This is a genomic window from Streptomyces sp. NPDC048442 (assembly GCF_040651475.1).
Taxonomy (GTDB): domain Bacteria; phylum Actinomycetota; class Actinomycetes; order Streptomycetales; family Streptomycetaceae; genus Streptomyces.
This window is the reverse complement of the sequence record NZ_JBEZKB010000032.1, coordinates 64,291-88,894: the sequence shown is the minus strand read 5'-3', so window position 1 is coordinate 88,894 and position 24,604 is coordinate 64,291. Positions and strand designations below refer to the sequence as shown.

At 69.0% G+C, this 24,604-nt stretch carries 18 protein-coding genes and 3 pseudogenes; 5 read left to right on the top strand and 16 right to left on the bottom strand.

Annotation, left to right across the window (positions count from 1 at the left end; all coding sequences use genetic code 11):
* Positions 1 to 293: 293 nt before the first annotated feature.
* Positions 294 to 2,234, bottom strand: coding sequence for a UvrD-helicase domain-containing protein (locus AB0D18_RS34650; RefSeq protein WP_362427932.1), 1,941 nt, complete (start codon positions 2,232 to 2,234; stop codon positions 294 to 296).
* Positions 2,231 to 3,223 carry a hypothetical protein gene (locus AB0D18_RS34645; protein ID WP_362427929.1) on the bottom strand — a complete coding sequence of 331 codons (993 nt, stop codon included), beginning with the start codon at positions 3,221 to 3,223 and terminating at the stop codon, positions 2,231 to 2,233. The genes AB0D18_RS34650 and AB0D18_RS34645 overlap by 4 nt, the downstream gene beginning before the upstream one ends.
* A gap of 1,376 nt (positions 3,224 to 4,599) precedes the next feature.
* On the opposite strand from AB0D18_RS34645, the gene AB0D18_RS34640 reads away from it, so the two are divergent.
* The 3 genes from AB0D18_RS34640 to AB0D18_RS34630 all read left to right on the top strand — a co-directional run bounded on the left by AB0D18_RS34640 (position 4,600) and on the right by AB0D18_RS34630 (position 6,958).
* Entirely contained in the window at positions 4,600 to 6,132 is a 1,533-nt protein-coding gene (locus AB0D18_RS34640; RefSeq protein ID WP_362427926.1) for a phage/plasmid primase, P4 family, read from the top strand.
* Positions 6,133 to 6,244: 112 nt separating this feature from the next.
* Positions 6,245 to 6,616: a DUF6009 family protein gene (locus AB0D18_RS34635; RefSeq protein ID WP_362427983.1), complete on the top strand. Its 372-nt coding sequence runs from the start codon at positions 6,245 to 6,247 to the stop codon at positions 6,614 to 6,616.
* A gap of 108 nt (positions 6,617 to 6,724) precedes the next feature.
* Positions 6,725 to 6,958, top strand: coding sequence for a hypothetical protein (locus tag AB0D18_RS34630; protein ID WP_362427923.1), 234 nt, complete (start codon positions 6,725 to 6,727; stop codon positions 6,956 to 6,958).
* Between the two features lie 137 nt (positions 6,959 to 7,095).
* On the opposite strand, the gene AB0D18_RS34625 is transcribed toward AB0D18_RS34630, so the two are convergent.
* The 9 genes from AB0D18_RS34625 to dnaE all read right to left on the bottom strand — a co-directional run bounded on the left by AB0D18_RS34625 (position 7,096) and on the right by dnaE (position 17,216).
* Positions 7,096 to 7,473, bottom strand: coding sequence for a hypothetical protein (locus tag AB0D18_RS34625; RefSeq protein WP_362427920.1), 378 nt, complete (start codon positions 7,471 to 7,473; stop codon positions 7,096 to 7,098).
* Between the two features lie 153 nt (positions 7,474 to 7,626).
* On the bottom strand, positions 7,627 to 9,309 hold the full coding sequence (locus AB0D18_RS34620) for a DUF2637 domain-containing protein (RefSeq protein ID WP_362427917.1): 1,683 nt from the start codon (positions 9,307 to 9,309) through the stop codon (positions 7,627 to 7,629).
* Positions 9,310 to 9,858: 549 nt separating this feature from the next.
* The gene (locus AB0D18_RS34615; RefSeq protein WP_362427914.1) at positions 9,859 to 9,987 is read right to left on the bottom strand and encodes a hypothetical protein; all 129 of its coding nucleotides are present in this window, start codon (positions 9,985 to 9,987) and stop codon (positions 9,859 to 9,861) included.
* A gap of 151 nt (positions 9,988 to 10,138) precedes the next feature.
* Entirely contained in the window at positions 10,139 to 11,089 is a 951-nt protein-coding gene (locus tag AB0D18_RS34610; protein WP_362427911.1) for an ATP-dependent DNA ligase, read from the bottom strand.
* Position 11,090: 1 nt separating this feature from the next.
* On the bottom strand, positions 11,091 to 11,333 hold the full coding sequence (locus tag AB0D18_RS34605) for a hypothetical protein (RefSeq protein ID WP_362427908.1): 243 nt from the start codon (positions 11,331 to 11,333) through the stop codon (positions 11,091 to 11,093).
* A 367-nt stretch (positions 11,334 to 11,700) separates the two neighbouring features.
* A complete protein-coding gene (locus tag AB0D18_RS34600; RefSeq protein ID WP_362427905.1) occupies positions 11,701 to 11,982 on the bottom strand; it encodes a hypothetical protein in 282 nt (93 codons plus the stop codon).
* Positions 11,983 to 12,344: 362 nt separating this feature from the next.
* Positions 12,345 to 12,599, bottom strand: coding sequence for a hypothetical protein (locus tag AB0D18_RS34595; protein WP_362427902.1), 255 nt, complete (start codon positions 12,597 to 12,599; stop codon positions 12,345 to 12,347).
* A complete protein-coding gene (locus tag AB0D18_RS34590; RefSeq protein WP_362427900.1) occupies positions 12,592 to 13,764 on the bottom strand; it encodes a hypothetical protein in 1,173 nt (390 codons plus the stop codon). Before AB0D18_RS34590 ends, AB0D18_RS34595 begins: the two co-directional genes overlap by 8 nt.
* Positions 13,761 to 17,216 carry a DNA polymerase III subunit alpha gene (gene dnaE, locus AB0D18_RS34585; RefSeq protein ID WP_362427897.1) on the bottom strand — a complete coding sequence of 1,152 codons (3,456 nt, stop codon included), beginning with the start codon at positions 17,214 to 17,216 and terminating at the stop codon, positions 13,761 to 13,763. Before dnaE ends, AB0D18_RS34590 begins: the two co-directional genes overlap by 4 nt.
* A 244-nt stretch (positions 17,217 to 17,460) precedes the next feature.
* Between dnaE and lexA the strand changes: the two are divergent.
* Positions 17,461 to 18,148: pseudogene (gene lexA / locus AB0D18_RS34580) on the top strand (transcriptional repressor LexA).
* A 109-nt stretch (positions 18,149 to 18,257) separates the two neighbouring features.
* Here lexA and AB0D18_RS34575 read toward each other — a convergent pair.
* The 5 genes and pseudogenes from AB0D18_RS34575 to AB0D18_RS34555 form a co-directional block, all read right to left on the bottom strand.
* The gene (locus AB0D18_RS34575) at positions 18,258 to 19,199 is read right to left on the bottom strand and encodes a Ku protein (RefSeq protein ID WP_362427894.1); all 942 of its coding nucleotides are present in this window, start codon (positions 19,197 to 19,199) and stop codon (positions 18,258 to 18,260) included.
* Between the two features lie 1,038 nt (positions 19,200 to 20,237).
* Positions 20,238 to 20,486 carry a hypothetical protein gene (locus AB0D18_RS34570; protein ID WP_362427986.1) on the bottom strand — a complete coding sequence of 83 codons (249 nt, stop codon included), beginning with the start codon at positions 20,484 to 20,486 and terminating at the stop codon, positions 20,238 to 20,240.
* A gap of 285 nt (positions 20,487 to 20,771) precedes the next feature.
* Positions 20,772 to 21,419, bottom strand: a pseudogene (locus AB0D18_RS34565) (ParB/RepB/Spo0J family partition protein); the annotation flags it as partial.
* The gene (locus tag AB0D18_RS34560) at positions 21,416 to 22,552 is read right to left on the bottom strand and encodes a ParA family protein (protein WP_362427891.1); all 1,137 of its coding nucleotides are present in this window, start codon (positions 22,550 to 22,552) and stop codon (positions 21,416 to 21,418) included. The pseudogene AB0D18_RS34565 and the gene AB0D18_RS34560, both read right to left, overlap by 4 nt.
* 293 nt (positions 22,553 to 22,845) lie before the next feature.
* Positions 22,846 to 23,111, bottom strand: a pseudogene (locus tag AB0D18_RS34555) (hypothetical protein).
* Between the two features lie 566 nt (positions 23,112 to 23,677).
* Between AB0D18_RS34555 and AB0D18_RS34550 the strand changes: the two are divergent.
* A complete protein-coding gene (locus tag AB0D18_RS34550; protein WP_362427889.1) occupies positions 23,678 to 24,424 on the top strand; it encodes a SpoIIE family protein phosphatase in 747 nt (248 codons plus the stop codon).
* The last annotated feature ends 180 nt before the right edge of the window (positions 24,425 to 24,604 follow it).

The window sequence follows — 24,604 nt, the reverse complement described above, 5'->3', positions numbered from 1 at the left end:
CTCGGTCCGTCTTCCCGTTTCCGCACCTCACAGCTCTGTTGGTTGGCTCAGCGCAGCGGTGTACGAGAGCCGGCAACTGCTGTTGTCGTGTGCAGTCGGCCTGCGGCGGCACCCTTCTCCGTCGGGTGATGTGCGTGGCACCGTCTTGACGGGGGCTCCGCTCTGCGCCCGGCCAAGGGCTCTTCCTCAACCCGGGGCGCACCGTGGGAAGCGGTCGACGTCGTTTACACCGTGGCGTAGGTGCGCCCCGGTTTCCGGTCTTCGGGCCACGGCGCGTCATCTTCCTCCGGGCGCTATGTGGGAGTTGGGCCGAGTCGGGACCAGGGCGAGTCGTGTGGAGGAGACGGTAGGGCGGGCCCGGGGAGGGGCGCGGGGGAGCTGGGGCGCCCGCCTGGGTGGTTGTTGATCCAGGACAGGCCGCCGAGGTCGAGGTGCTGGCGTGCGCGGGTCACCGCGACGTACGCGAGGCGGGATTCGTCGATGTTCAGGCGGGGTGGCAGCGGGTTGCCGTCGTCGTCCTTCTCGCCGGTGGGGGTGGGCTCGAAGTCCGCGGCGATGCGTACGGAGGGCCATTCGCGGCCCTTCGCCTTGTGTGCGGTGGACACCACGACCTCGGCCTTGTCCTCGTTGTCCAGTCGTCGGACGGCATCGAGAATGGTCTCGGCGCCGTATTCGTCGATGATGTCGACGAGGGCGAGCAGGTCGGTTCCGGCGGGGTCGTAGGTGGCGTATTCCTGGAGGTCGGCCCAGGTTTCGAAGAGGAACAGTTCGGGGTGGTTGGCGCGGCGGCCGGCCTTGAGGTTGCCCGCGGCCTGGGCGAGGGACTCCAGGGCCTTGCCGTCGCCGGCCAGGGCGACCTTCTTCTTCTTTTCGAGGAGGTCGAAGATCTCGGTGATGGCTCCGATGTTCGTCCTGCACAGCACGGCGTTGGTGTTCTCCAGCGGGCCGATGCTGGTGTCCAGGGCGGGATTGCCGGTGAGCCTGATGGGCGAGTCGACCAGGGCCAGCCACCGATTGGCCTCGTCCGCGAGGGCGGGACCGAAGCGGAAGGACTGGGACAGCGCAAGCTGTTGGCCGTTGAAGCCCGTCATCACGTCGCGAGCGCCGCGCCATCCGTAGATGGCCTGGGCGGAGTCGCCCACCATGATGAGCTGGGCGTGGTCGCGCTGGGCCAGGAACACCTCCTCGATCACCGGGTTGGTGTCCTGTGCTTCGTCGAGCAGGATGAAGTCGGCGGCGATCCGCGGTTTCTGCAGCGCCCAGATCTTCAGGGCATGGTCCTGCTTGAAGCGCAATTTGGTGCCGTCGGGGTTCTGGATGTCGTCCCAGGCCCGGCGCGCGTACGGCAGGACTGCATGGACAAGCTGGGCGTGGAGCTCGTCGTCGCTCGCCCCACGCAGCCGCGGAACGTGATAGGAGCGGATCTCCTCGGCGTCCGAGTGGCAGAAGCGGTCCACCGTACGCAGCACGGTGTAGGAGAGGGCCCGGTTGGACACCTTCCGCTCCCCCAGCTGCAGAACCATGTGCGGGCCGATACCGAGGCGGACACCCTCCTTCCAGCCGGGTTCGCGGGGAGCGTTCAGCCGGTGGCCGTAGAGGGGGCCCAGGGCGCGCATGGCCAGCGAGTGACCGGTCCGGCAGTCCATGTGGGGAGGGAACCGGCGGGCTGCATCGTCCACGACCGACCGGTTGAAGGCAAGGAACAGACCGCGCCGGAGGTCGGTCTCGGCCAGCATCCGCAAGGTCGTGGTCTTCCCGGTGCCCGCTCCGGCCTGCAGCACCATGTGCCCACCGGAGCGTTTCGTCTCGATCGCCCGCTCCTGCTCGGCGGTAGGCGCCGGCCTGGTCCGCTCACCGCCAGGCCGGGACGCTGCGACGGCACTCTGCCCTCCCGCCCGCGCAGTCTCGCCCGGCGGGGCAGGGCGTTCCAGCATTCTCCGGTACTCCAGGGCCAGCTCGATAGCCTGCTGGACCAGTCCCGGCGAGGCCCCGACCCGGGTGGTCACACCGAGGCGCCGGTTCAGGCGGAGGTTGATCTCCCCGTAGCTCTGCCCGGTCAGCCGGACGATCGCTGAAAGGTGCCGGCTGAGCTCCTGTACCGGGGTCAGCGCCGTCGTCGCCTCCCGGCGAGGACGGCGCGGGCGGGGAGCCCGGCCGGTGAACAGTACTTCCTGCACGCTGTCTTCGGCCTCCGGAGAGCTGTCCGTGGAGGGCCGGGCCTTCTTGGCCGTCATCCCGCGGGGCTTGCTGACGAGACGGCAGGTTCCTCACTCCGCGCGGCAGGTGCGGTGTGGAGGTCGAAGGGGCCTCCCCGTACGGACAGCACGCTGGGGTGCTCGGTGGTGCGCAGGACCTCGCGGCGGTATCGGGGGCCGGTGCCGAACCGCGACGCTGACAGGCGCTGGGCATTGGTACGCCATTCCTCCAGGTGCCGGAGCACAGCATCCAGCAGGACCCGCTCGTCCGGGCCTTGCGTGCTTCGGGGAGTACTGGCGAGGACGGCCACGATGGCCTCGGCAGTGGGAAAACTGATCCAGGTAGCGGGCTTGTCCTCCGCGGCACTGGTGGCCATCCGCGTCAGCGTCAGCTCCAGGGAATCGCTCTCCTGGGAGAAGAGAAGCGACGGTTCCTCCGAAAGCCACAGGTGCAGAACGGTGCACTCGGGGGCGTTGAGATCGACAGCGCTGCTGGCAAAGAGGTGGTGGAAGATTCGCAGCAGAACGTCCCGGCGGCGCGGTGTCTGACGGCGTTCGTAGAGGCAGTGCCCGCACAGCCAGCCCATCGGTACATACTCGCGGCTCTTCGGCATTTTCGGCCGGCCGATCAGCTCACCCGCTTTGATCGGGTCGGCGCACAGCCCGCATTCAGTCTCCGCGACTGCCGACTTCGTGATGCGGGGTACCGGGAGCTGTCCCGTGCCGTCCGGCCGTTTTCTGCGGGGGCGGCTCTCTTTGTGTGCTCGCTCCAGGAGCTGAGGGTCCTTCAGCCACACACGCAACACCCGGACGGCTTCCCGTCGGTCGTGGTCGTCGACCTGCTTGCTGTTCCCGCACACGGTGCTTTGGATCTGGGTGTGCACCAGATCCTTGGTCTGGCCCGAGGCCTCAGCGACGACACCGATAGCCGATGCGAGTTCCGCGCCCAGCGCCCGGCCGTGCAGGCTCTCCAGGACCTGAATGCCCTCAAGGTGGGGCGGATACAACGGGAACAGGTGCTCTTGCATGTGGTCCGCTCCGTACGCTCCGAGGTCGCCAGGCCCTCACACCCTCCCAGAAGCTGCTCCATACCCAGGCCGGAAAGCACCCATTCGGCCTCCGTTCATACCCTGACGGAGGGAGGGTGCTCCCGAGAAATTGACTGCGAACTGCGAAGCCCCGCCCGCTGCCTCCTTCACCCGGTGGCAAGGCGGCCCGGCGGGAGCATACGGACGGAGATCATCCTTAAGTCCCGGTACAGGTGGACCACTTCGACCGCGAGGCACACCTGGAAGGCGCGGGCCCAGGAGCCGGGGGCTACGTCTTCCGTCAAGCATGCGAGCGGGAAAGCGGTGCCGCCCCACGCAACGCTTCCGGATCGGCGGCGGCGCTTTTCCAAAACCACCCAGAGCAACGCCCCCACAGGGTCGGCCTGAACCCGCGGCGCTCCTCTGGTAGGGCGTGCCTCGTTGGGCATCCTCCACGAGCCGATTCACGGTGGTACGCCCAGCCTAGAGTCCGGCCCCACGTGGTCGGTGAGTACGCCGACCACGACCGTCCGTCCGGAACGGTCGCAGAGGCAGTACGCCCCTGCGGGGCTCAACGGAAGAACTCCCGCACGACGTCTGCGCCGTGCCAACCACACCGGCTCCAGCGGCCCGTCAACGGCGGCGTGGCGCCGGGCCGAGCACGGCTTTCCCGTACACATGCTCGGGTTGGAGAGAGGCTGAGGCCGTGATTCAGCCCCTCGCAGGCATTCAGCCCCGGAATCAGAGTTTCGAAGAACGCCAGGTCAGAAGGCCAAGGAGGGACTCTTACGGGGCTGACGGGGCTGAACTTTGCAGTTATGAGCCAGATATGAAGGAGTCTCCTCATGCGCCTGCGCACAAGACACATCATCTTGCGTTGCCGTCATAACTGACAGCTTCAGCCCCGTCAGCCCCGTAACTCGGGTACTAGAGCCTCCTGACCTGGTGCTTTCTTGCACGGGGCTGAAGAGCTAGTTCAGCCCCGCCTAGCCTCCAGCCCCACCCGACGGGGGCTGCTACCGCTAGATGCCGCCGCCCAGGGAGGTGGTCTGCTGCTCCCCGTCTCGCTGAGACGGCGTACTTTCGCTAGTTGAAAAACTCAGCCCCGTCAGCCCCGCGAAACAGGCTCATACGCCTTTGACCTGCAGTTACATCTGTCGCACGGGGGAACATGTCCGGCCGTGAGCCAGCCCCGCCGCACGACGGGCACCGGCACGTGCGGGGCTGACGGGGCTGAAGAATCGCGACACTGCCCCCAACCAGTCCCCTCCCTGGTGAGGCCGTGGGCTAGGCTCAACCGAAAGTTCAGCCCCGTCAGCCCCGTCAGCCCTGCCGTTTAGCGCGGGCTCGTGTAGTTGTGTCGCCTGAGGATGCCCATGAGCGAGCCGTCGCCGTTGCCTGGCTTTGATGCTGACGGTGCTGCCGAGCAGATGCGCCAGCTGGGCACCAGCCTCGCGCGGCCTCCTGTCGTTCCCGCTCAGCAGGCAGCCCCCATCGCTACGGCCGCAGTCGTCCTGCCGGATGCCCTGACCGACCGTGGCAATGCCAAGCTCTTCGCCCGCCTGTACCAGGACCGGTTCCGGTACGTGGTCGGTATGGGCTGGCACATCTGGGACGACTACCGGTGGCGGGGTGCAGGAGGTGACAACGCGGCAGTATGGGCGGCCGGCGACATGGCGGAGGAGATCGCCGCTTCGGATCCGTCGGGTCTCTTCAGCGACCGCGAACTCGCCGTCCACCGCAGGCGGTCGGCGTCGTCATCGGGAATGAAGGCGATGCTCTTCCAGGCGCAGGCGGCGCCCGCGCTGAACCTCGATCCGAACTGCCTGGACGGCGACGCCTACGCCCTGTGCACCCCCGCGGGGGTGGTGAACCTGAAGTCCGGGCTCCTGCGCAAGCCCGATCCGCTGACGGACATGCACTCACGGGCCACCGCTGTGGCCCCCCAGCAGATTCCGATCCCCCGCTGGCACACCTTCCTCCACGACACCTTCGGGGACGACGAGAAGGGGCGGGAGACCATCCGGTTCCTCCACCTGCTGCTGGGTTACTCGATCACTGGCGACGTCGGTGCGCAGGTACTGCCGTTCCTCTACGGCTCCGGGGCGAACGGCAAGTCCGTACTCCTGGAGGTCCTCACCAGCCTGCTCGGTGACTACGCCGATGCGGCGCCGCCGGGTTTCCTGATGGAGAAGGGCAAGTTCTCCGAGCACTCCACCGAGCTCACCGAACTCCATGGGCGGAGGATCATCGTCTGCTCCGAGCTCAAGCCCAACGACAAGTTCGACGAGTCGAGGGTGAAGCTGCTCACCGGCGGTGACCGCATCAAGGCCCGCCGGATGCGTCAGGACTTCTTCTCCTTCACCCCCACCCACAAGCTGTGGCTGCTCGGCAACCACCGTCCCGAGGTCGGCACCGGCGGGTACGCGTTCTGGCGGCGGATGCGGCTCATCCCCTTCGAGCGCAGCGTCCCCAACGAACGCAAGATCGACAACTTGGCCGACGAACTCGTCCAGCACGAAGGTCCCGGCATCCTCGCCTGGCTGATCGAAGGCTCCCAGCGTTACCTGGCCACCCGAGACCCGTTGACGGGTCCGGCCTCTGTGCGGGTGGCGACCGCCGCGTATGAGACCACCGAGGACCACATCGGCCGGTTCCTCAAGGAATGCTGCACACGAGGCGCCAACGGCAGGCCCAACCCGGAACTGCGGGTCGAACAGAAGCTGCTGTACGAGACGTACGGGGCCTGGTGCGCGGGAGAGGGGATCCGCGCCTCGACCGCCCGCGCGTTCGCCAGCCGGATCCGCCAGGAACTCGGGCTGAGCTCTCCCGCCGAGATGATCAAGAGCAACGTTCTCAAGCTGTACCCGGGGCTCGCGCTCCTGGCGCCCGAGGACGATGCCCCGTGAGCACCTCGTACTCCCTGCCTGCCGGCTTGTGCCCGCCCGTACGATGGACATCAGCAACGACCGCGCGCGCCGATATCCGCCGCGCCCCATCCCGCCAGGAGGACTGACGAACATGGCGCTGCGACCAAGCGATCTTGTTCACGAGGTCGAGATTGTCTGGCTGGAAGAACCCGACCACGACTACGTCCGCCAGGCACTCGACAAACAGCCCAAGCGACGGGGCCAACCGCGCTATGCCCGCGACGGCCGTCTTATCGGCTACGCCAACCTCTCCCCCGACGCACAAGCCAGCTACGACAGCGGGCTGTTCACCCGACGCACCTTCTTCCTGCTCCCCCACGACCGCTCCCACGCGCCCCACGGTGACTACGAAGTCGGAGCCCCACTGGAGGCAGTCGATCCCTCCACCGTGAGGCCGGGCGAGCCCGGGAGGAAGACGCCCCGCTCCCAGAACAGCGCGGCGATAACGCCCGCAGGCGCCTGACGCGGCATCAACCTAGTGCTGCTCCGCGTTAGTTCGTGGAGGGGTGTTGGAAGGGCTGCTGGGTCTGCGTGATCACGTTGTCCCAGTCGATCGGGCAGTATGTCGTGCATGGATCCGGACCTGCCCGTGGTGACCGTCAGCTTGTGGCGTGCCGACGCGGTGGTGCTATTCGACTGGCTGATGAGCGTGGATCTCAACACGGTCCCGATCGGGCACCCCGCGCAGAAGCAGGCTCTGGTGGACTTGCTGGGCCGGTTCGAGCAGGGCACCGACGTTCCCGAAGTCACGGCCGAGGAGATCGCTGCGGCGCAAGCGGATGTCGCCAAGGACATGGGCTGGTGATGGGCATTTGATCCCCTTGGGGGTCGTGCCGTGGTGCGGTAGCCGCGTCGGATCAGTGGATTGAGCAGCCGGCCCATCGGGCCCGGCAGGAACGGGACTTCGGCGTCATGCTGTGTCGTCCGTCGGATTCGGGGCGCTCAGTGTGGAGGGAATCTGGGGCAGGGCTGCGGCGGCCTGCTCCCTGGTCTCGTGAGGGTCTGGGCGAGCGTGGAGGTGATCGTGGCGGCCTCTTCTGTGAGTCCTTCGAGTTCGGCGACGGCGAGTTGGTCGCTGGCGGTACGGGCCAGGAAGTTGAGGAGACGGTCGTGGTCCTCGGCAAGCTGCTGGATCTGCTCGAACTCGCGATAGTGGGCATCCGCGACCGAAGTCTGGTCCGCGTACGCCTCCAGTGCCTCGATTCGCCGGGTGACCGACTGCAGTCCCTTGTCGAGGGCGGTGCGGCGGCGGGCCACCAGGTCAGCGACCACCGGATCCTGCGGCTCGTCCGGCTCCGCGCCCACCAGGCGGCTGGCCATCACCCGGATCCGGGCCTCACAGGTCCACCAGCGCAGCAGGCGCGCAGGGCGTCCGCGTTTTCCTGGTCGGCCTCGGGGAGGAGTAGGTCGTGGACGGGGCATGCGGTCGGTGCGTCGGCCGAACCGGTCTGGCCGCTGACTACCGGTCAGGGTTCATACCTGATCGGCCACCGGCCGCAAGTGGCCACGGCCCGCACTGCGCTGCCGCGCCGCCCGGTACTCCTGCGCCTCGGCCAAACGCCTCCGCGCGGTACGGGGGGCAAGGTTCAGACGGTGGGCAATATCGGTGCCCTTGAGATCGGTGCCGGACTCTTCGGCCTCGTCCAGCCACGTGGCGACCATGTGCACCTGCTCGTCCTTCGACGTAGGCGCCGTCTCCTTGCTCTGGGCCTCGGGGAGACGAGCTGTCGCCTCACCGGTATCGACCGCCGCTGCGTGGCCACGGGCCAGCACGCTCGTCTGCTCTGCCGTGCTCGGCGTGCTCTGCGCCGGCACGAAAGGCGCGAACGCTTCCTGGACAGACACCTGCTGAGGGACCGCGGGCTGGACCGTGGCCCCGGCCGGGCTGTCCACCTGTGCGGGCACAGCGGCCACCGCAGCGGTCCCGCCGAAGAAGGGGTGCTCCTGTGTGGCCGCTGCGGGCCGCTCCCCCACCGTCTCCGCCAGCCACTCCGATTCCTCGTCGGCCGACGGGGCGGCCGGTGGTTCGGTGGCCTCCTGCTTCTCGGCGGTCTTCCGCAGGGATCCCACGACCGGTGACAAGTCCTTCTCGGCGAGGGGCTGCCCGTCCGGGTCGGCGATGCCGTAGACCTCGGCCAGATAGCCACCGAACTGCGCAGTGGTTGGGAGGCCGCCCATCGCCTGAGCGCATTCGCGGTACGCCTCGTAGTACGTGTCGGCCAGCTGCTCGTGCGGCAGGTCGGCCCCGTGTGCGGCGCCTGGCACGGTGGTGCGCACCGGCTCCTCGGCAAGCTCGGCGTCGGGCCGGGCGTGAGCCGTTGCCCGCCGCTCCTCCGTCTCGGGCTCGGGGACGCTGTCCTGGGCGGGCACCGTGGTGTCGTCCGGGTGCGTGCCGGCGGTCAGGTCAGGGACCTGGGTCTTGGTCAGGGAGACGAGCGGTGCTGGCTGCTCGCTGTGCAGCGGGGGCAGGAGGGTGGGTTCGATGCCCGCTGCCGCCAGACCCACCGCCGCCGTCTCCGCCAGCGGTACCCCGATCTTCGCGAGGCGCAGCGGCATCAGTGCCTCGACCGGTGCCTTCCGCTTCCACGAGCGGCCGTACCTGGCCTGGAGGCGGGCCCGGTAGATCAGCCGGTCCTGCTCCAGCTTGATGACCCGCTCGTAACTCCTCAGCTCCCACAGCTTCATCCGGCGCCACAGCTTGAACGTGGGCACCGGGGACAGCAACCAGCGGGTAAGGCGCACGCCCTCCATGTGCTTGTCGGCGGTGATGTCCGCGATCCGGCCAATCGCGTGCCGGGCCGCCTCGACGGAGACCACGAACAGCACCGGGATGACCGCGTGCATGCCCACACCGAGCGGGTCGGGCCACGAGGCCGCGCCGTTGAACGCGATCGTCGCCGCCGTGAGCAGCCACGCCGTTTGGCGGAGCAGCGGGAACGGGATCCGCATCCAGGTCAGCAGCAGGTCCAGGGCGAGCAGGACGCAGATGCCCGCGTCGATGCCGATCGGGAAGACCCGCGAGAAGTCGCCGAAGCCCTTCTCCATGGCCAGCTCGCGTACCGCCGCGTACGAACCCGCGAAACCGATGCCCGCGATGACCACCGCACCGGTGACCACCACACCGATCAGTATTCGGTGAGTACGTGTCAACTGCACTGACAACTCCGCTGCTTGGCGCCAAGTTTGATCAGCCTGTCACCAACCGACGCTGCTGTCACATAGAAAGCGACGCCCACCCTCGCTGCGTTCACGCTCAGGACGCACCGTCCCCCGACACCCTCGCCCCGCCTCGGTCCACCGCAACGCCGCGCCTGCGAAGCTCACTACAGCGTGCGCCCGCATGCCCCTCGCCCCCGCACCGGCGGGGAATCCGTCGGCGAGCTGCGCGTGCTCGGCTTCGGTGAGGCTGCGGAAGTGGAAGGGCCGTACGTCTGCGTCTTCCGGGCGCGGCGGCCTGGCGTGTTCGTATCCATTCCGCAATCGTGAAGCGGCGCGCCTGTACACGGAGTCCGGCAGGATTCAGGTGCCGGCGACGACGCATGCGCCCCGTCCTGGATGCCGGTCCGCGGCCCGGCGCACCCCGCCCGCGGCCACGCAGCGTACGAAGCCGTAGTGGTCTGCGAGGGAGTGCAGAGACCTGCTCCGCAGGTGCGAGACTGCGGAGCCGGGCCAGGTACCCAAAGGCACCCGCCCAGCCGGGCCGCTTCAGTCCCAGTGAACGTCGGGCGTCATGCCCCAACCCGGGTCGCCCGCCGTTCCCCATCCCGCGTCGCCACGGCGGCGCCACTGGATGTCGTCGCCGCGCAGTCCCCAATTCGGGTCCGTCTTCGTCATGTGGGTTCCCCTCCCCCTTCGGTGCTGCTGCCAGACGCAGCAGTGGTCACGAGCGTACGTCCACGGCCTTCAGTCCGCTGCCGATTCCGGTGCTGTCCCGCCAGGCACACCACGACGTCGACCGCCTGCCGGTCGATCCCCTCGCGCGAGGTCAGCCGGCTTCGGGGGCCAGGTCGGGGCGCAGCCGATACCAGGAGGGGTGCCTCAGACGCCCTGCCCTGGTACGCGCGGCGTAGCGGACCTCGCCAACCAGGCGGGGCAGCACCCAGCGAGCGCCGGGCACGTCCGGGACCGTGGTGAACGGACAGTCGTCGACCGTGGCGACAGCCAGGAGACGGGCGAGAGCAGCACGTTCGCGTTCCGACCAGCCAGTGCCGACGCTTCCCACATACCGCAGCCCACCCGCCCCGTCGCTCTCGCCGACCAGGACCGCGCCGGGCAGCCCGGACAGTGCTCCCCTGCCAGACACCCACCCACCGACCACCACGTCGGCGGTCCGGACATGCCTCAGCTTGATCCAGGATTTCGAGCGGACGCCGGGCTCGTAACGCGCCGACAACAACTTGTAGACGATCCCCTCCAACTGGTGCTCACGGGTCAGGTCGTACGCCTCGCGGACGTGGCCGACCACCGCTGCCGGGGTCGACCAGTGCGTGCCCTGGAGTCCCAGGTCCTCCAGGGCGCGGCGGCGGTCGGCAAAGGGGCGGTCGAGCAGGCTGCGGCCGTTCACGTGCAGGGCGTCGAAGAGCACCAGGTGCGCCGGAGCCGTCGCCACGAGCCGGGCCGCTTTCGCCGGGGAGGCGCCCATCCGCGACTGGAGCCGCTCGAAGTCGGGGCGGCCCTCCGTAAGGACGACGATCTCCCCGTCGAGCACGGCCGGCACCCCGGCAAGGACGTCGGCCAGGGCGTGGAGCTCGGGGTACCCGGCCGTCACCGGAGCACCCGATCGCGACCGGATGACCAGCGTGCCGTCACCCGGCAGGTACGCGAGCGCCCGCATGCCGTCCTGCTTGCTCTCGACCGCGTACAGATGCTCGCGCGCGGGAGCGGGCAGCACACCCGGCGTAGCCAACATGGGCGCGATGAACGGCAGCTCCACCATGTCAGCGCCCGGGGCGCGCATCGGGCGGCAGCGGCTGCTCGCTGCCCCAGACGTGTGTGCCCTCACCCTCCGAGACCACCGCCACCGGGTCGGCGATCAGGTCCTCCGCATCCTCAAGACCTGCCCGATACAACACCTCGGCCAGATCAGCATCCGAATAGGTCCGCCCGAGATCGTGGACGACGCCACCGGGCTGGATCTGGGCGGTGTCGTCGACCAATCGGTGCACGGTGATCACGGTCATGGTCCCAGCGTGATCCGGACCGCACACAACCGCACTCCGAGCCGGGAAGCACGCCAACGGAACGCACCCGGGCCCCGTTTCTTCCTGCCACCTGCTGTATCCGCAGCAGCCACCCTCGTATCCACTCGCCATCACAGTCCCAGCGTCCGCCCGGCAGGGCGGGCACCGGCGTGCCAGCCCGCGACGAGGGCGTCGGCCACGGCGGCGCAGCCGCCCCGTCCCCACTTGTTCCACTGCTCTTAGTTGCCCGGCTGCCGGGTGCGGGCGGAGACGTCGGTGTACGTCCTCATCTGGAAAGGGCGCTCGCTGACGGGTGGTCGCTCGACCAGGAACCGGTTGCGGCGGCGGGCGAGTGCCCGGTCGGGGTTCAGCTGGCTTGCGGGCCGTCTTCGTTGAGGACCCGGTTGAGGTGGGCGAGCGTCGTGGTGGTCGCCTCGCGAATACCGTCATCATCGGTGGTGTCGACGAGGTGCGACAGCAGCACGGCGGCGGCCTGGAGCACGGCAGCCTGGACGGGGACCGTGCGCAGTCCGGCGAGCACGGCACTCACCTGTGCGTCAGCGGACAGGGTGATGGGCTCGCCTGGAATGAGGGAGGAAACGCCGCGGCCAAGTCCGAGGACCTGCCGCTCACGCGAAGGTGCAGTCACACCGTCAAGTCTCCTCAACCTGGCGGGCCTTGCCCACCACGTCCAGGAGCCCGCCTCCGTATGTGCCCCCAGGGTTTCCATGGCACTGCGACCGCCGGGCCAGCACCACGCTCAACGTCACGGCGATGGGGGCCAAGACTGGAGCACGACTTCGTGTCCGTCCTCGTGCTGTTCCACCAGGGCGATGAGGGGCCCCGCCGCGGCATACAGCCCCACCCACTGGCGGTACTTTCGGCCGGCGGTGTCCGGGTTCTCCCAGAACCCCTCGATCACCGGCCCCCCACGGCGGAACTGCAGACGCGCATGGAAGGTCACGCCTGCTTCCCCGGGCATCGGGCGGGCAGCGCTGCGGGCCGGACTCGTCATGTCAGGGTGATCCGCAGCTGGTAGGGGGCGCCCGTACTGATGGCGTAGGCCTGCTCGTGGAGGTCGGCGGTGCTGAAGCCGAGCAGGGCCTCGTCGGCAGCTTGGCGCAGCAGCGGCACGATGGCGGTGGCAGGCCGTCCCCGGTGGGTGGCGGCAAGCGTGTTGAAAGCCTGCTGGTAGCACGTGCCCTGGTGGGTGTGGTCGGCGAGCAGCCGGGGCAGGGCCTGCCTCTCGATGCTGATGTCACCCATGTCCACTACTCCTGTCCCTGAAGGGGTTCGGTCTGCTGGTCGGTGTTCTGGGGACGGTAAGCGGCGCCACTGACATCGGGCCCTGCTCGCCCGTCCTGCGCTGCCCTCGTGCGGCGGCCGCGGCGCGCTCGCGCGCGGAGGCGGGGAGGCGTCCGGTGGGTGGAGTAGCGAGGGTGGCGGGTTTGACGGCGGTGGGGCCGAATCGGGCGCGGGCGCGGTCGGCGGCGGCTTCGATACGGCGGCTTTTGTCGTCGGCCGGGTCGAAGGTGAGCTGCTGCACCGCTTGCTCCGCGGGTTGGAGGGTGTCGGCGCGCAGGGTGAGGGCGCGGACGCGGGCCCTTTGGAGGCTGAGGGCGGCATAGAGGGTGTGGGCGGTGGTGGCCAGGGTGGCGGAGTGCTGGGTGGCTTCGGGCAGGGTGCGGCTGCGGGTGGTGGTGGTGCGGTCGGCGTAGCGGACGGTCAGGGTCACGGTGCGGGTGATCTGGTCGCCGGTGCGCAGGCGCAGTCCGAGCTCTTCGGCCAGGGCCAGGAGGGCGGCCCGGTGGGTGGTGGGGTCGAGTTCGTCCCGGGCGAACTCGTGGGTGGTGCTGGTGGACAGGGCGGGAGCGTGCGGGGTGACGGGGCGCGGGTCGGCGCCGTGGGCGCGGTCGTGGAGCTGGCGTCCCAGGGCGGTGCCCAGCAGGCGTTGGAGGGTGAGGAGCGGGGTTGCGGCGAGGGATCCGATGGTGTGCAGGCCGTGTTTGGTGAGGGTGCGGGCGGTCGCGGGCCCGACGCCCGGAAGCGTGGCGGTGGGGCGGGGGTGCAGGAACCTGGCGATGTCCTCGGGTGTGTCGGGGATGGTGGTGAGGCCGCCGGGCGGAGTGGTGTCGGCGGCCATCGTGGCGAGCATGCGGTTGGGTGCGGCGCCGATGCTGGTGGCGATGCCGTGCAGGGCCATGATCCGGATCTGGAGCAGGCGGCCGAGGGCTGTGGTGTCGCAGTCGAACAGGCGCAGGGAGCCGGTGACATCGAGGTCGGCGGCCATCGGCGGAAGGCGCTGGACGAGCGGGGTGACCGTGGTGAGGACATCGAGGAGCTGTTCGTACAGGTCGGGGTCCTCATGGGGCAGGTGGAAGTGCACGCGAATCACGTGGCGTTCGCGTACGGCGGTGGTGGGGGTGGTCATCCTGCGCTCCCGGGGCTGCGGTGGCCGTAGGCGGTGAGGTCGGCGGAGCGGGTGCCCGCGGGCTGGAGGTCGGCCCAGGGGTGGAGGCGGGCGCCGGCGGTGCCAGCGGGCAGGGTGCGGTGCGGCTGTGCGGGGGTGGCGCTGGTAGTGGTGCGGCCGAGGAGGCGCAGGACGGCTTCGGGGCCGCCGTCGCGGCGGGCGTCGGCGAGGGCGTCGAGGTCCCAGACCATCGAGCCCACCACCGTGCGGCGCGGTCCGCGTTCTTCAACCGTGCCGCGTACGAGGAGGAGGCCGGAGTGGAAGACGGTGTGGGCGCAGGCGTCGTGGGAGTCCTCGAAGAAGGCGATGTCGACGAGTCCGGCTCCGTCTTCGAGGGTGACGAAGATGATGCGCTTTCCGGAGGCGATCGGCGGGGTCTGGGTGGAGGCGCGGACCCCGGCGACCAAGACCTGCTGCCCGGCACGCAGTGTCTTGAGGTGCGCGGCGTCGGTGGCGCCGACTTCGCGCAGCATCCGGTGGTGGTGGTCCATCAGGTGCTGTGTGACATCGGCCTTGAGGACCTCGAGTTCGGCGCCGAGGGCTTCGCGGGCGGTCATCTCCGGGAGCCCCGACGGGTCGGTGCTGGTGGTGAGGCCGTCGAGCGGGAGCTGCCCGTCGCTCTGCCGGGTGCGGGTGTACTGGTGGAGCTCGTGGACCTGGAGGAGCAGGTCGCGGCGGCTCTGGGTGCCGCGCACTGCGTTCAGGGCGCCGATCTCCACGAGGCGCTCGGTGGTGGGGCGGGACGGGCGGGCCCGCTCCCAGAGATCCGGGAGCCCGGTGTACGGCTGCCCGGCCACGATCCGGTGGGCGTCGTCCTCGCTGATGCCCTTGACCGAGGAGAGCGACATCCGCACTCCCCAGGTGCCGTCGCCGGTCTGCTCCATCCGGTGGGCGGTGTGGGAGCGGTTGATGTCGACCGACAGGATCGGCACCCCGTGCCGGCGGGCATCGGAGATGATCACGCGCATCGGCCACATTCCCGGGTCATGCTCCAGCAGCCCGGCATACAGGGCGGCCGGGTGGTGGGCCTTGAGCCAGGCGGACTGCAGGGCGGGCACGGCGAAGGCGACCGCGTGCGCCCTGCAAAACCCGTACGCGCCGAACCCCTCGATGACCGACCAGATCTCCTCCAGCACCTCGCGGGCATAGCCGCGGGCCCCGGCCTGGCGGAGGAACCAGGCGCGGACATACGGGAGGCGGGCCTTGTCGGAGAGTGCGCGGCGGGCGACTTCGCCCATGGCGCGGTCGCATCCGGTGAGGACGGCGAACATGTCGATGATCTGTTCGTGCCAGATCGTCACGCCATAGGTGTCGGCGAGGACGGGTTCGAGGTCGGGGTGCGGGAAGCGGGGCGCGGCGCCGTGCCGGGCGGCGATGTAGGCGGCGGGCATGCCGCCGGACACCGGGCCGGGACGGAACAGGGAGATGTCGGCGATGACGTCCTGCGGATCACGGGGTTGCAACCGTCCCAGCAGGTCCTGCTGGCCCGGGGATTCGAGCTGGAACATGCCGATCGTGTCGCTGTTCTGGATCGTCTTGAACGCGAAGAAGTCGTCGAGCGGAACCTGGGTGGGGTCGTCGAGGTCGATGCGGGGGTGGCCGGTGGTGCGGGCGATTTCGTCGACGGCGTGCGCCATGCTGGACTGCATCCGCACGCCGAGGACGTCGAGTTTGATGAGACCGAGGTCTTCGACGTCGTGCTTGTCGGCCTGGACCATCGGGTACTGGCCGCCCGGGGTGGGCTGCACCGGCAGCCGGTCCAGCAGGGTCGCGTCGGTGATGATGACGCCGCACGGGTGCATGGCCATCCCGCGCGGCAGCTTGTCCAGGCCCTCCGCGAGCTCGAAGAGCGGGCCGAACCGGCCCGTCTCTGCTTCCTCCTGGAGCTGGCGCAGTTCGGGGAGTTCGGCCAGGGCGCTGGTGATGTCGCAGGCCCGGATGTGCGGGAACGCCTTGGCGATCTTGTCGACCTGCTGCGGGGCAATCCCGAGGGCGAGGCCGGTGTCACGCAGGGCATGCCTCGCGCGGTAGGTCTCGGGCATGCCGGTCACCGCAACCCGCGTGCGGCCGAAGCGCTCGAAGATGCGGTCGTAGACCTCCAGCCGGCGAGCGGACTCCACGTCGATGTCGATGTCGGGCAGCGACGTGCGCCGCTCGGACAGGAAGCGTTCGAACAGCAGGCGGTGCTCCAGCGGGTTGGCGGTCGCAATGTGCAGGGCGTGGTTGACCATCGACCCCGCGCCGGAGCCGCGCGCGGCGACCCGGATCCCCATCTCCCGCACGTCCGCGACGACTTGGGCCACGGCCAGGAAGTAGGCCTCGAAGCCCAGTTTCGTGATCACCCGCAGCTCCTCCTCTAGCCGCTCGACTGCGGCCGGAACCCGGTGGAGGCCGCGGCGGGCGAGTCCGGCCTCGGCGCGCTCGCGAAGCAAAGCGGCGGCCTCGCCCGCCCCGGGGCCGGCGCCGACGGCTGCAGGTTCGGGGAAGTGCGGGCGGCCCAGCCCCAGGTCGGCGGCCGGGTCGAGGACGCAGCTGTCCGCGGTCGCGGCGGTCTCCGCGAGCAGGCGTACCGCCCGCTCGGGTCCCTCACCCGCGGCACGCACGATCCGGTCGGCCATCTGGGCCATGTCGGCGGGCCCCTTGAGCCACCGCTCCCCCGGATCCAGGCGGCGCCGCTCGATCGGCCGCAGCAGGCGTGCGGCGTCCAGGACGTCGGCGAGCCGGTGCTGGGCGGGATCGGCGTAGCGGACGGCATTGGTCAGCACCGCGGGAATGCGGAGCTGGTCGGCGAGCTGGAGGGTGCGGGCTGCCAGGCGCACCGAGCCGGGAGCCGTGCCCTCGGTGCCGTACGACAGCACTTCCAACCGCAGGCGGGACCCGAATAGGCCCCGCCACGGGGCGAGGAGTTGTTCCGCGCGGTCCGGGCGCCCGGCGGCCAGGGCGCGGACCGGCTCGGAGGCCGGGCCCAGCAGCGCCACCAGACCGTCAGTGCCGTGCAGGGCGAATGCCTCGCGTGTGACCACCGGTGGGCCCGCCGCTACGGCGTGTGCGGCGGAGACCAGGCGGCACAGCCGCGCCCACCCGGCCTTGTTCTGGGCAAGGAGGGTGATCCGCAGCGGGGCCTCGGGGACGTGGGCGCCGCCGCGGACCGGGGCCCGGCGGCGGGGCTGGGGTGCGGGGGTTGCCGGTGTGTGGGGTTCGACGGCGGCGTCGACGCCGAACAGCGGGCGGATCCCTGCTGTGGCGGCGGCCTTCGCGAAGCGCACCGTGCCGGTGACGGTGTCCCGGTCGGTCAGCGCCAGGGTCCCCATGCCGCGGTCGGCGGCCGCCCGGACCAGGGCCTCGGGGTGCGCGGCACCGTAGCGGGCGGAGAACCCGGAGGCGACATGCAGATGCGCGGTAAAACCGGCCATGACCTGCCGCCCATCTCCACCCCTCCGTTCGGCTCGTGCCGCCCGACCCAAGTATCGAACGCATGTGCGACTGTACCGTCCGGCGCCCGTCGCGGCTCAGCCGAAGGCCGGGGCGAGCGTCATCCGGGCGCCAGGAACCCGTGTGCCACAAGGGGTGCGGGGGTGAAAAATAGAATGCGCGTTCCCATGTAGTGGGGTGTCGGGGTACGGTCACCGGACCGGAAGATCACAAACGGGGAGATTCATGCACGTGCCGCCCACCGCCGGGCCCGGACGGCCCGCAGGTATCCGTGTCCGCGCCGACGGGCTCACCGACCGGCAGACCGCGATCGTCGCCGCGATCCGCTCCTCAGTGAGCGAGCGCGGCTACCCGCCGTCCATGCGGGAGATCGGCCAGGCTGTCGGGCTCGCCTCGACGTCCTCCACCGCCCACCAGCTCAAAGCCCTCGAAAAGAAGGGCTGGCTGGTACGCGACCCGCAGCGCCCCCCGCGCCTACCGCGTCCGCGACGAGCACCCGGACGACGCCTCCCCCACCGGTCTGCGGCCCGCCGAACCTCGCACCGCATACGTACCGCTCGTCGGACGCATCGCCGCCGGCACACCCATTCTGGCCGAGCAGAGCATCGACGACATTTTCCCCCTCGCCCGCCAACTGGTCGGGGAAGGCGAGGTATTCATGCTCACCGTCGTCGGCGAGTCCATGATCAACGCCCACATCGCAGACGGCGACCGGGTGGTCGTCCGCGCCCAGTGCGAGGCACAGAACGGGGACATCGTCGCAGCGATGATCGACGGCGAAGCCACGGTGAAACGCCTCAAGCGCGACGGTGACGACATCTGGCTACTGCCGGAGAACGACGCCTACCCGCCCCTCTGGGGTGGCGAGGCCACCCTCCTCGGCAAGGTCACCGCCGTCCTGCGCGCCCTCTGACCACACGCGACCCGTCGCGGCGCCACCACGCCCACCGTGATCAAAGGCACCAGCAGCAGAGCCGGTCCCCGACCAGCCCGAAGCCCAGCCCGCGCTGGTTCGCTGGCGGTCAGGCGCTCGACGTGCGGGCACGCTTCTTCGCCGGAGCCTTCTTCCCGGTGGTGGCCGCCTTCTTCACCGACGCCTTCTTCGCGCGGGCCGCCTTCTTCTGGGCATGATCAGAGAGGTCGTGCACGCTGGCGTCCTCGTCTCCCCCGCCGCCCTCCCCGCGCGAGGCTCGGGCCGATTCCACGGACTGCTGGAGCGCGGCCATCAGGTCCACGACCGTCTCCTCGGGCTTCTCCTGCGTGTCCACCAGCCTTGGGCGGTGCCCTTCAGCTTTCGCGGCGAGGAGATCTTCGAGCGCTTCGCGGTAGTGGTCGCGATAGCCCTCCAGCCCGTCATCGTCGGTGGTCATCTCCTCCATCAGCAAGATCGCCGCGTCGACCTCCGCGTCATCGAGCTCGACCGCACGCGGAGCGAGCTCGCCGGAAGACCTGATCTCGTCCGGCCACTTCATCGCGTGCAGGACCAGTGCCTCGTCCAGGACCCGCAGCAGGCCCAGCCGCTCCCTCCCGTGCCAGGCGAACTTCGCGACGGCGACTTTCGCACTGCGCTCCAACGCCTTGCGCAGGAGAACGTACGGCTTCGCCGCCACGGCACCGTCGGCGGACAAGTAGTAACTGTCCCCGATCCGTACGGGGTCGATGGACTCGGCAGGCACGAAGGCGACGATCTCGATCGCCTTCGCGGTCGGCAGCGGAACGTTGTCGAGCTCCTCGTCGGTGACTTCGACGATGGTGTCTTTGGAAACCTCGTACCCGCGCCCGATCTCGCCGGCGGCAAGGACCTCACCGTCCAGGTCGCAGACCTTCTGGTAGCGGATCCGCCCCATGTCCTCCAGGTGGTACTGGTGAAAGCTGATGCTGTGGTTCTCCGTAGCCGGGAGCACCTTGATCGGGATGGTGACCAGGCCGAAACTCACCGCTCCGCTCCACACAGGTCGGGGCATCGGTCCTCCAGCGTCCGGGAAATCCACCCTAGGCCCGAACCCGCGCATCGGCGCGTGGACGCTTCACTGTCCTCAAAGTCCTCCCTGCTGATGCCCGAGGATCTGACATTGCCCGTCGCCGCGACCACTGGGCCGCCGACCGTCCTTGCGGCTGGACGGCGAGGTGGTCGGGCAGAACCTGACGGAACTGTTCTCGGGGTATGCCGACTCGGAGCCAACAGCTCCCGGCATCATCCGGAGCAGCGCCCATGAACTGCTACGACCGCGACGCCATGACGCTCGGAGCCGGGGCGTTGGTCGTGGCGCGAGACGGTCTCTCCCCGCCACTTCAGTGCCGGGAGAGACCTCTTTCACCTGAGCGTCATAAGACGCGAACGTCCGCCTCGGTCAGAGCGGGGTAGGGGCAGGAGGGCACCGCCGTACGGACGCCCTCGCGCACCGCTTCCTCCAGCGTGGTGCCGCATTTGGTGCCGGGATTAGGCGGCTCTGCATGCGTGCACCCTGTCTTCACGCCCATGGACTGGAGAAGGGTGGAGGACCTGCCGGGCGGTAGGACGCTCTTCTGCGTGTGTTTCGCAACAGGCTGCCCGGCGGGTCGGCTGACGGGTGAGCCGCCTGGTCCGTCGGACTCGGGGCACTCAGTGTCGAAGGAATCTGGGGCAGGGCTGGGGCGGCCTACTCCCTTGTCTCGTGCAGGTTCTGGGCGAGCGTGGAGGTGATCGTGGCGGCCTCTTGTGTGAGTCCTTTGAGCTCGGCGACGGCGAGTTGGTCGCTCTGTCGATGCCTCCAGGCCCGGTGACACCACCCCCCCCGGATCATCAACCGCAACAAGGGGGGAAGTCATGCCGGACCCGAAGGCCGGTAACCCCATGGCGGAGCCACGAAAACGGTAACGGGGGGCAGCATGTGGCGGCCCACGACGTCCTCGACGCCATGGTTGCCGCCCAACAGGCGGTACCTGGGTGTTCGGGCGATCAAGGGCCTGGGCGCATGTCGGCTCCCTGCGCTCGTTGGAAGGGCAGGGAGCCAGCATGGGTGCTATGCGTCGGAAAGGAGTCCCGCCGCAACTTGCTGAAGGATGCCGGCAAGTGCCTCACGGGCCTTCGGGTCGACATTGCCGCGCATATCGGCAACGACAGCGTCGACTCCACTCATGCGCCGGAAGTACTGCAAGATGAACGCACTCCGCTGTACGGGATCTAGGTTGTCGAAGGCGATATCCATGAGCGCGGCCCCGTTGTGCCAGGGCGCCTTGCCGAGCGGGTCCGCCGACGGCGCTGCGGTCACCCTCGGTTCGGGCACGGCAACCGCCGGAGTGCTTGGGCTGGGGTCCGTGGTGACGGCCGCTCCCCCGCTTTCTGAGGCGGGCTCCGGGGCGGAGTTCAAAACGGGTGCTGGGGTGCTAACGCCGTTAGCACCTGTCGCAGGAGCAGAGTTTGGGCTCGGGGTGCTAACGGCGTTAGCACCCCGAGCTCGGCGGCGCGGCTTGCGTTCAGCCCGAGCTGCGAGGGCTTCCGCGGCGGCGCTCTGCTGCTGACGTGCTGGCAACTGGCCGACGTTGCGGGCGACCTCCACCGGAAGGCTCTTGTCTTCCACTGCCTGCTGAAGTTCTGGGGTGAGTTTCAGAAGTGCCAGGCGCTGAGTGACCCATGGGCTCGACTTGCTGAGTGCGCGAGCGAGTGCACGCTGGGAGCCGTGAACCTGGACGAGACGCTGCAGCACCTTCGCCTCCTCCAGCGGGTCGAGGCTTTCATGCTGGATCGCGGCTGTGAGGGCGGTCTCCAGGAGGGTGTCGGCATCTGCGGCGAGGGAGTCGTCGATGTGGACCGGGACGTCGTCGAGGCCCGCGATCTCGGAGGCTGCGAGGCGGCGATTTCCATCGACAACGACGTGAGTGGCGGCGCCCAGTGCATCCTCGTGTCCAGGGTGCGCGCCGAGAAAGGCTGCTCGGGAGACAAGGGTGAGCGGCTGGATGACTCCCCGTGCCGCGAGACTGTCTGCCAGGTCGCCGACCGCTTTGAGTTCTTCACGTGGATTGAACGGATTGTGGGCAAGCTGGGCGATTGGTAGCCGCGGCGATGGAGCGGAGGGCTCGGGGGTGCTGGGCTCGGGATCCTCCGCGTGTCCCGCATACCGGGCGAAGGACGCAGCTCGGCTGCTGATGGGTTGTCCGACGGCAGCAAACGTCGCGGACTGCCCGAGGGCATCGGCCTTGCTCATGCCAGCCCCCTGACGATTTCGCGCATGCCGTGGGCCTGGATTCCTTCGGGAGCGTAGGCCAGGAGGGGACGTTGCAGCCGGACAGCTTCCCGTTGTTCCTTCACATCAGGAATGACTGCCAGTACTGGTGGGGTCCCGAGGGCTTTCCACTTTTCTAGTGAGGATGTCGCGATGTATCCGCGCCGGGAATCGTACTTGTTGACGACCAGTCCGAGCTGCTGCACTTCGATGTCGAAGTCCTGGGTGAGCGAGCTGACTTGGTTGATGAGCATCCCGTACGCCTGTGCTGAGGTGTCCTCGGCTTCCACAGGCACGACCAGTCCCGAGTTGCCGGGCTTCTCGCCGTCACGCTGACGTCCGTAGAAGAGCGCCGTATCCATGGCCAGCCCGAGGCTGGGGGGTGAGTCGATGACGATCACGTCGAAGTGCTCTTCGAGGGGGGCAAGTGCGCGCTCAAGTGCGGCTTGGCGGGGGCCACGGAACATGGTGAGGCCGGAATCGAGCAAGAAGGCGTCGAAGGCGGCAGGCAGCACCCGGAGCCGGTTGCCGAAACGCTCCTCCTCTATGGGGACGGTCAGGTCGATCAGAGGTTGTTTGGTGTCGGCGCGATTGAGCATGTGTGTGACCAGGCTTTCCTGGCCCGCAGGAATGGCCTTGAGGCCGAGCTGATGCGAGAGGTGACCTTGCGGGTCGAAGTCGACCAGCAGCACGCGGAGGCCCAACTCGGCGAATGCCTGTGCCGTTCCGGCGGACACGGCGGTCTTGCCGACTCCGCCCTTTTGGTTGCAGAAGACGAGACGGCGCACGAACTCTCGGGCCTGAGTGGGGTGCTCCACGAGCCACAGAGCTACGGCCTGGGCAAGTCCCTGAATGTACGAGACACCGCGGTGCTTGCAGTCGGCCTTGAATGAGTCGTAGAGCCCCTCGGGTAGATAGGTCCCGAAGGATTCCGCGCCGGCGGTCTCGATGTGGGGGAGCGGAGCGTTTTGGGCTTGCCAGCTCATCACTCCTGCTGTGACGGCGTCTTGGACGTCGGTGGCGAGCTGGGCTGCCCGGACTTTGAGGGCTTGCTTGAGGGGAGCGGGCAGCTTGGAGACGAGCTTCTCCCGCTCACCTCCTACAGGATATGACATGACGGTAGCTTACTGCCGTGAGGATCCCTCAGATGGCAACAACTCGCACATCTGAAGTTGATTCGGCGTTAGCTGCTGTGAGTGCTAACGCCGTTAGCACCCTGGATGACCGAGTGCCCATCTCCACGCGTGCGTCTCCCCGGTCGCCTGTCCGGCTCGGCCAGGGCGTGTCCGGAACGGGAAACAGACCGCCCCTGCCCAGGGCTGTTGGCCGGGACGGTCCGGTTCCCCGGAAACGCAAGAAGGCCCGCACCGTCGCGTGCATAGCGACGATGCGGGCCTTCTGCGTGTGGTTACGACTGGATGTAGCGAATAGGGCGTCCGAGCGTTTCTGCGTATTCGATCTCAGCCCGAGTCGACTCCCCGTCGTATCCCCCGGGGGACACGACGATGACCTCGTCAGCGAGAAGATCTTCTGACGGTGCAGCGAGTCCAGCTTGGGTTTGAGTTCCTCCGCATGCTCGGGGGTGCCCCACAGGGCACGAGGGCGTTTCATATCGCAGCCAGGAGCCAGCACGATGTGGCCTGCGTCCGTCTCGCGGGCGTTGACTTCGCTCATTTCAGCCCAGAAGCGGGTGCTGCCGCAGAGGACGACGATGTGGGGCCAGTCGGCAGGGGAGTCGAGGGGGAGATCCTCGATGAGGGCTGCCGCGCTGGCTCCGTCGAGCTCGGGGCTGTTGGCGCCGTGCAGTGCGTTCACGTACTTCTCGTGGAGCCGAAGTTCGAGGCGGGTCTGGGCAGTGGGGTCGGTGGGCTCGGTGGGCTCGGTGGTCATCGTGCTCCTCTGACGTGTTCGGACATGAGGGGGTGGAGAGCGGTCACTCTGGCGTGGCCGGGTGCCCGCAACGGCTGCGCGGGGAGACGGCGTTGCGTGCGGGTTCACCGCGGTGGAGTGCCAGGAGGCCGTCGGCGGCAGTGATGGGGTACCAGAGCCGGCGCCCAGACCATGCGCCAGGTGCCGTCCCACAGAAACTGTCCCGCTTCTTCGCGGCACCTCAGAACGTGACGCCAGGTCCGCACCGACGCATCAGTGCGGACCTGGCTCAACTTCACGTGGGCGCCGTTCAGGCACGCACGAGAGCTGGGTGTGGGTACGAATTACCCACGACGAAGGGAGTCATCATCATGACCAACATCGAGATGGCGGGCATCGACCAGGCCGTTTCAGTAGGAGCTGCTCAACGGCCGGGAACGGAGCCGCCGTGCGCAGACGGCCTCCACGTGCACCGGCGGGAGGGCCGGGTGTGCGCGGCCCTCGTCGACGGGGCCGGCCACCACCCGTACGTCGTCGACTTCGCCCGGCACGCGCCTTCCGCGATCTCCCTCATGAGCATGGCGATGGGCGGGCTCGTGGGCCTGATGACCGCCCGGCGGATGGCCGACGCGTACGACCGGGCGCCGCACATGTCCGCGATCGTCGCGTCCATGGAGCCGGGCCGCCCCACCAGCATCCACTGGATCGGGGACTGCCGGGCGTACGGCTGGGACGGCACGGCGCTGACCCTGTGGAGCACGGACCAGACCATGGGGCAGTGGTTGAGGTGGAACGGCGGCAAGACGGTCGAGCTCGTCCCCCTCGACGTCGCGGAGGACCAGGACAACTGGGCCCGGTTGGGGCTCGCGCAGGCGACGGAGATGACGTGCCGCCAGTTGGAAATTCCCGAGGAGGTCCCGCTCGTGCTGCTCGTCAGCGACGGCATCTCCGACCAGGTCGACCTGGAGACCGCCGAAGAGCTCTGCCGGGCCCACCCGGAGGACCCGCAGGCCCTGGCGGAGGCGCTCGTCGCGGCGGCCCAGGGCGAGAAGGACGAGGAGGGAGCCTTCTACCGAGACGACGCGACCGTGGTCGTCCTGCGCAGGCCGGAGTCCTGACGAATAACGGCCAGCGGAAAAGCGGGACAGCTTCTCACATCCGCAGTCACCTTGAAACGACACTCGAAGACACCGTCACAGCCCAAGCGCTCATCGTTGCCCCTCCGTCCAGCAAGCGGGGCAAATGTCGCGGCCGTCTCGACCCGGCAGGCTTCGACGCCCTCGCGGCCTGGCTGAAAC

Coding starts and splice junctions, on each gene's coding strand:
- AB0D18_RS34635 (WP_362427983.1), top strand. CDS start 6,245: ATGGCGCTGCGACCAAGCGATCTTGTTCACGAGGTCGAGATTGTCTGG.
- AB0D18_RS34595 (WP_362427902.1), bottom strand. CDS start 12,599: ATGGGTGACATCAGCATCGAGAGGCAGGCCCTGCCCCGGCTGCTCGCC.
- AB0D18_RS34615 (WP_362427914.1), bottom strand. CDS start 9,987: ATGACGAAGACGGACCCGAATTGGGGACTGCGCGGCGACGACATCCAG.
- AB0D18_RS34645 (WP_362427929.1), bottom strand. CDS start 3,223: ATGCAAGAGCACCTGTTCCCGTTGTATCCGCCCCACCTTGAGGGCATT.
- AB0D18_RS34630 (WP_362427923.1), top strand. CDS start 6,725: ATGGATCCGGACCTGCCCGTGGTGACCGTCAGCTTGTGGCGTGCCGAC.
- AB0D18_RS34650 (WP_362427932.1), bottom strand. CDS start 2,234: ATGACGGCCAAGAAGGCCCGGCCCTCCACGGACAGCTCTCCGGAGGCC.
- AB0D18_RS34560 (WP_362427891.1), bottom strand. CDS start 22,552: ATGTCATATCCTGTAGGAGGTGAGCGGGAGAAGCTCGTCTCCAAGCTG.
- AB0D18_RS34610 (WP_362427911.1), bottom strand. CDS start 11,089: ATGGTGGAGCTGCCGTTCATCGCGCCCATGTTGGCTACGCCGGGTGTG.
- AB0D18_RS34605 (WP_362427908.1), bottom strand. CDS start 11,333: ATGACCGTGATCACCGTGCACCGATTGGTCGACGACACCGCCCAGATC.
- AB0D18_RS34640 (WP_362427926.1), top strand. CDS start 4,600: ATGAGCGAGCCGTCGCCGTTGCCTGGCTTTGATGCTGACGGTGCTGCC.
- AB0D18_RS34590 (WP_362427900.1), bottom strand. CDS start 13,764: ATGACCACCCCCACCACCGCCGTACGCGAACGCCACGTGATTCGCGTG.
- dnaE (WP_362427897.1), bottom strand. CDS start 17,216: ATGGCCGGTTTTACCGCGCATCTGCATGTCGCCTCCGGGTTCTCCGCC.
- AB0D18_RS34625 (WP_362427920.1), bottom strand. CDS start 7,473: ATGGCCAGCCGCCTGGTGGGCGCGGAGCCGGACGAGCCGCAGGATCCG.
- AB0D18_RS34575 (WP_362427894.1), bottom strand. CDS start 19,199: ATGCCCCGACCTGTGTGGAGCGGAGCGGTGAGTTTCGGCCTGGTCACC.
- AB0D18_RS34550 (WP_362427889.1), top strand. CDS start 23,678: ATGACCAACATCGAGATGGCGGGCATCGACCAGGCCGTTTCAGTAGGA.